General features: G+C 41.9%; 3 protein-coding genes. All 3 read left to right on the top strand.

What is annotated here, in order from left to right:
* Positions 1-50 precede the first annotated feature (50 nt).
* The 3 genes from SDE_RS10745 (at position 51) to SDE_RS10735 (ending at position 5,934) form a co-directional block, all read left to right on the top strand.
* Entirely contained in the window at positions 51-845 is a 795-nt protein-coding gene (locus tag SDE_RS10745; RefSeq protein ID WP_011468526.1) for a peptidylprolyl isomerase, read from the top strand.
* A gap of 7 nt (positions 846-852) precedes the next feature.
* Positions 853-1,722 (top strand): peptidylprolyl isomerase, encoded by an 870-nt coding sequence (locus tag SDE_RS10740; RefSeq protein WP_011468525.1) that lies wholly within the window; start codon positions 853-855, stop codon positions 1,720-1,722.
* A gap of 102 nt (positions 1,723-1,824) precedes the next feature.
* A complete protein-coding gene (locus tag SDE_RS10735) occupies positions 1,825-5,934 on the top strand; it encodes a carboxypeptidase regulatory-like domain-containing protein (RefSeq protein WP_011468524.1) in 4,110 nt (1,369 codons plus the stop codon).
* Position 5,935 lies beyond the last annotated feature (1 nt).

The following is a 5,935-nucleotide window of genomic DNA, read 5'->3' as shown; positions in this document are numbered from 1 at the left end:
AGATCAAGGCTATTAAAACATTCGAATTAGATACAGGTTAAGGATTAGTAATGAAATTGAAATTGAAATTAACAGTTAGCAGCTTAGTAATAGCGCTTGCGTTGACTGGGTGCGGCGAGTCTGAGAATAAATCTAGCTTAGTGAAAGATGAAAAATTTGAAGCTTACCTAAACTTTAAGCGCATTCCTCTCACAGATGAAAAAAGAGTTGCTAGCGCTCTTGTGGTGTACAACGAACGCGAAGCTATAAGCAAAGCAATTGAGAAATCCGACTTGCTAGATAAATCTTTAATTGATGTAGAAGTGGCCGAGTTCAAAAAGCAAATGCTTATTAGCCGTTACTTTGAAGCATATATTAAAAAGAACGTAACACCTGAAGCTATAAAAAATTACTACAACAACAATCAGGATGAGTATCAAAATAAAAAAATCCACGTGGCACATATTTTATTTCGTACAAACGGGCGTATGAGTGATGAAGAAAAGAATGCTCGTTTGTTAAAAGCCAAAGAGGCCCATGCTCGTTTGCAACAAAACGAAAAATTTGAAGATTTGGCCAAAGAATACTCAGATGACAAACTTTCGGCTCAAAAGGGCGGCGACTTAGGTTGGTTAGATGAAGGCAGTATCGACCCTGTTTTCTCGCGCACCGTTTTTGCAATGGATGCCGGTGCAGTTTCTGAGCCATTCGTTACTAGCTACGGTTACCATATAGTTAAGGTAATTGAAGCGGCTAAAACAACGACTAAACCATTTGATGCTGTAAAAGGTGATATTGCTTACAAATTAAAAGAGCAAGCTAAACAAGCAGAAATGAATCGTTTAAAAGAGCAAGCTAAAAAGTAGGCATTACATGAAACTAGGTAAGAGTATATCCAGTATAGCGTTAGCAGTATTACTAGTTGCAAGTGGGTGCAGCGATAAAGAGCCAGAGGAAGTAGTAACATCTTCCTCTGCAGACTCAAGTGAAGTTGTAGCAACTGTAAACGGCGCCCCAATTACTAGTCATGAACTAGAGCTTGCTATTGAGCGCACTTTAGGTGCTAACGCAGAGCTTTTTATGACTGATGAGTTGGCAAAAAAGCTATTGGATAGCTTAGTGGCAAGTAAGGCGATTGCGCAAAAGTCGGAAGCGTTACTCTCGGCAGACGATTTAGTGTTGCTTGATTTAAAAACAAAAGCTTATAGAGAAGAGTTATTGGTTAAAGCGTATTTAGAGCAGAAGGTTACGCCTCAGCCTGTAACTGCCGAGATGGTTAAAAAATATTATTTGGATAACCCAAATAAATTCGGCGGCGGCTCTATCAAGCAATTTGAATATATTCAAGTCCAAATACAGGCCAAAGAAGATGCTGCGAGCCTGCTGAAGGTGTTTAATGAAATAACTGCAAATAAAAATTGGGCGCAAGCAGTTAACACAATTAAATCGACTAATGGCGCGTGGGTGGTTGCTCATAAGTCTGCATCGTTAAACCCTAAAGATTTGCAAGAACCATTAAAATCAATCGTTGCTAAAACAGGGGCGGGTGCTGTAGCCCCAGTTGATGTTAACGGCTTGGTGTACACCCTAGTAAAAGTATTAGACGAAAAGCCACTTGCACTAAAACCTTTGGCTGAAGTGAGCGGAGAGATTAGAAAATCACTTGCCCCCTTACAGCTAAAACAAGCTGTTAGAGAGATATCTGATTCAGCACTAAAAGAAGCAGTAGTGGTTTACCAATAGCGAGAAATGCTGTGGTGATGGTAAGCATAAAATTAACCAGTAAATAAACTTACAAACCAAGTACACATAATAGTATTGGTTCTGTTCAAGGATTATCCCTCAATGTTTTTAAAACGATTAAAGCAATGCTCTTATCCGGTAGTAGCACTAATAATGCTGCTAATTCCGCACATAGCATCCGCAGAAATGACATTGCTAGAGGGGAAGGTTACTTACACTGAGTCCAATAAAACCAGTACGCTTGATCGTCGTACGAGAAAAATAGTCAACAGCGCATTAATTACTGTTACTAATACATCGCAGGAGCAAATAAATACCCCCCTGCATGCAGTTATTTCCACGTCAATAACTGGGGTAGAGTTTCAAGAAGCCTTTGGCGGAGAGGGGGTGGCGCCTTACGACAAATATTATTATGACCTATCTGAGTCCGTTCCAGCTGGGCTGGCACCACAAGAATCCGTTAGTTTTACGATGCGATCTATATCTAGTAGGGGGTATTCTTTTACTATCGAATTCTATGGTGAACTATCAGTTAGCGGTGTGACTGATAGCGACGGAGATGGCGTAGAAGACAGTAATGACGCTTGTGATACCCAAGATGGAGTTCTAGCTAAAGATCTAGACAATGACGGCTGTGACGATACCGATGAAGATCTAGATGATGATAATGACGGTAGACTCGATACCGCAGATAGTTGTTTTACGATAGATTTTCATTTGTCATCAGATTTTGATAATGACGGCTGCGATGATGCAGATGAAGACGCCGATGATGATAATGATGGCGTAAGCGACGAGTTTGATGCATGCCGTACGGAAGACTTTCATCTAGAAGCCGATTTAGATAACGACGGCTGCGATGATGCGAACGAAGATACAGACGATGATAACGACGGCGTACAAGATTCTGTAGATGCATGTTACACGGCTGATTTTCATCTTAATGAAGATGCAGACGGCGATGGCTGTGACGATACCAACGAAGATAACGACATCGACAATGATGGTGTGCTAAACGCTGTTGATAGTTGCTTTACCGCAGATTTTAATCTCGCATCTGACTTTGATAGCGATGGTTGCGACGACACCGATGAAGATAAAGATGATGACAACGATGGTGTTGAAGATACTGTAGATAGCTGTGTAACAGCAGATTTTCATTTGGCTGCAGATGTAGATAATGATGGCTGCGACGATACCGATGAAGATCCAGATTTCAATAACCCAAACGATACTGACTTGGATGGTGTGCCAAACGACGTAGATAGTTGTAATACGGTCGATGGCAATTTAAGTCAAGACTTCGATATGGACGGTTGTGACGATGCTGACGAAGATAAAGACGATGATAACGACGGTGTTGAAGATACTGGCGACGCTTGTTTAACAGCCGATTACCATTTATCCGCCGATGCAGATTCAGATGGTTGTGATGATGCCAATGAAGACAAGGATGACGATAACGACGGCGTAGAAGACGAATTAGATCAATGCGCAGGCACAGCACCTAACGTAAGCGTGAATGCCAACGGTTGCGAGGATGATCAGTCAGATTCAATTGCACCTTCAGTTGTGGTTAATAATCCGCTTGCTACTACAAGTAATTCTGGGGAAACATTTACCGGTACGGCTACAGATAATAAATCAATAGAATCACTTTTCGCCGTTAGCGGTCGTTACCCTAACTTAACTTTTGAGTTAGAGGTGGTTGGCGATAATTGGTCGTTGTGGATGCCTCTAGAAGTGGGTGACAACCAAATTTCTATTCATGCTATTGATGGCGACGGTAATGAAACGGTCGATACATTTACCGTAGTTCGTGAAGAAAGTAGGGTGAATGCAGATCTGGTTATTCTTTCGCCTTCAGCTAGCTCCACGGTGAATCACGCGAGTATTACCGTTACGGGTAATGTCATTAGTGAAAAAGCGGCAAATCAAATTAGCGTAACCATCAATGGTGTGCCTGCCGCACTTTCACCAACGTCGGATGTAACTATTACGCAATTTTCCCTACAGAATATTGAGCTGCAAGAAGGGGCAAATATTCTTGAGGTTCAAGCAATAGTTGATTACGAGCTATACACCGACGAAATTTTGAATGCGTCGGTTGTAGTAAATTATCAGCCAGAACAAGAAGAGTCGCGAGCGCCCGAAATTACTATTGTTAAACCCTCATCTAATAGCTACCTCGCAACAAGCGATTTTTACATAACACTCAATTACACAAGCTATAGCGGTGGGGCACACATTACTATTAATGGCACGCCTGTGGTGCTTGGTAATAAGCAATACGGCACAATCAGCGAGCTACTTAACTTTCCTGCTGGCCAAGAGAGCTGGGATGTTAATGTGGAAATTACTGATAGCTCTTCTAAGGTTACCTCACTGCAAGTTACCTACTATTTGGATACAACAGCGCCAGTTCTTCAATTAGATAACGCTATCCAGCCTTCGCCCGTTATTAATACGGTAACGGAGCAGCCTTATACACTAAGCGGAACAGTCGCCGATTCGCAAATAGCGAGCTTAACTATCAACGGTAGCTCAATAGCTTTGCAGCCAACGTCTAATGCCGGTGTTTACACATTTTCTGCTCAGCTGGGCTTAAGCTTAGATAGTATTTTAAGCGTGAATATAGAGGCCAAAGACTACAGCGGTAACACCACAGCAACTGAATATAGTTTTGAATTGGATAGTAATGTGTCTATGAGCATGTTATTGCCTCCAGCAAATACAAAACTCATCAATCTAGGCCAACCCATTAATTTGCAGGTAGCGGCAAGATTAGTAGGCGTAGTAGATAACTACAGTGCAAAAGGCGTTATAAAACAAGGTAATAATATTATTGCCGAGTCGCTATTAAATATAGGTGACGGTTTAGCTTCAGGCTATATAGAAACTCCTCTACAGGCTGGTAGTTACACAATAGAAATATCTTTGTTAGATCAAGGGGTGGAGTTAACTAAAACAACTCGCACTATTTCTGTAGAAAACAATCAGGATGTGCCGTTACAGCTAGTTAATATAGAGCCAAACAATGGCGAGCAGCATATTGAGACCAACGTTCCTATTACGCTGTATTTTAATAAAGCTATAGATCCAGCAAAGCTTAATGTAGAAGTACGCGAGACAGCTCACGGCTTTAGCTATATAAACAGTGACCCGCACGGCACAGAAGGTTTTCAAGCTAAGGGCTATCAGCTTGTTAAAGTGGATATAGACGATGAGCCAGTAACCGGAGGGATTTCCGTATTGCCTGGTGCTAGGGTGATTGGGTTTTATCCTTCTCGCGAATTCGCATATAAATCTACGGTACAGGTGACGGTAACTTACGACGGTGAAGAATATTCTCGCAGTCGGTTTAATACACGTGAATTACCGACATTTGTTGACGGTGCGGTACTCGACCAATTTGGTCAGCCTGTGCCCGGGGCCGTTGTTGAGCTGGTTGAGCTGAATCGTCAAACAGTATCTGATGCCTCTGGTGTATTCGGTTTTGGTTATGGGGATAAACCAACGGAATCCTTACCCGATGGTCGCTTTACATTACGTATTAACAGCGGCTTTAAATTACCCGACTTTGGTACCTTGCAGAAAAAAGTATTCATAAACAAAGGTGAAAAAACGCGCGTGGGCGGCCAGGTATTGGCCGCGTTAAATAAAGATGATGCCTTTAGTTCACTACAAAAAAATGCTCAAGTGCACTTGGCGAAGGGCGATCTCAAGCTAGATACAACTAACGCAAACGTGTTTTTTGCAGACGGCAAAACCTCTGGGTTTGCTATGGCGTTATTTATGCCTGCTGGTTCGTTCCCACACAGTTACGACCCAATGTTTATGCCATATTGGTTGTATGGTATTCATCCTATGGGTATAGAAATTGATGGTGAAATAGGTATCGATTTCGCCTTACCAAAACTAGAGCTTATACAAGATTATGTTTGGGATGATGGCGCATATGTTTTATTGGTGGGCTTAGACCCAGAAAAAGACATCATTGTACCCGTTGGTGTAGGCATAGTTGAAAACCACAGAGTTAAATCGTTGCGTGCTGAATACAGCCGCCTAGATTACATAGGCTACGCACCTATGCCCGAACAAGTGTTTGAGCATATGCAAAGTTATGCCGAGCAAGGTATGAGTTTAAGTATGATGGTTACAAAAATTAGAAGTCTTCTTACCAGTGTTCCTTCTGGCGAAGGGAATCAATAAC

Source organism: Saccharophagus degradans 2-40, assembly GCF_000013665.1.
Taxonomy (GTDB): Bacteria; Pseudomonadota; Gammaproteobacteria; order Pseudomonadales; family Cellvibrionaceae; genus Saccharophagus; species Saccharophagus degradans.
This window is presented reverse-complemented; position numbering and strand designations above follow the sequence as displayed.

Coding starts and splice junctions, on each gene's coding strand:
- SDE_RS10745 (WP_011468526.1), top strand. CDS start 51: ATGAAATTGAAATTGAAATTAACAGTTAGCAGCTTAGTAATAGCGCTT.
- SDE_RS10740 (WP_011468525.1), top strand. CDS start 853: ATGAAACTAGGTAAGAGTATATCCAGTATAGCGTTAGCAGTATTACTA.
- SDE_RS10735 (WP_011468524.1), top strand. CDS start 1,825: ATGTTTTTAAAACGATTAAAGCAATGCTCTTATCCGGTAGTAGCACTA.